The following is a 465-nucleotide window of genomic DNA, read 5'->3' as shown; positions in this document are numbered from 1 at the left end:
CCGCCGGCGGCTTCGGGGTGAAACTGGGTGGAGAAGAACGGCTTGGACGTGTGCTTGATGCCTTCGCAGGTGCCATCGTTCAGGTTCTCGAACAGCATCTGCCACTCGGCGGGCAGCGTTTCGGTATCCACCGCGAAGCCGTGGTTCTGGCTGGTGATGTAGCAGCGCTGCGTGCCGGTGAGTTTCACGGGCTGGTTGTGGCTGCGGTGGCCGTATTTGAGCTTGAACGTGTCGCCGCCCGCCGCCAGGCCCATGAGCTGGCTGCCCAGGCAGATGCCGAAAATCGGCTTGTCCTGGGCCAGGGCTTTTTGCAGGTGCCGGATGGTGGCCTCGCACATTTTGGGGTCGCCGGGGCCGTTGCTCAGGAACAGGCCGTCGTAGTCCAGGGTCGTGAAATCGTAGTCCCAGGGCACGCGAATCAGCTCCACGTCGCGCTCGAGGAAGCAGCGGATGATGTTGGTTTTG

1 protein-coding gene is annotated in these 465 nt (G+C 63.0%); it reads right to left on the bottom strand.

The features are described from left to right. A partial coding sequence (locus tag BEN48_RS17200) for a glutamine amidotransferase-related protein (RefSeq protein ID WP_193408695.1) occupies window positions 1–465 on the bottom strand: 465 nt, incomplete at both ends.

It is taken from the genome of Hymenobacter glacialis (assembly GCF_001816165.1).
GTDB classification, from domain to species: domain Bacteria; phylum Bacteroidota; class Bacteroidia; order Cytophagales; family Hymenobacteraceae; genus Hymenobacter; species Hymenobacter glacialis.
The sequence above is the reverse complement of the archived record's forward strand: the minus strand, read 5'-3'. Positions and strand labels throughout refer to the sequence as shown.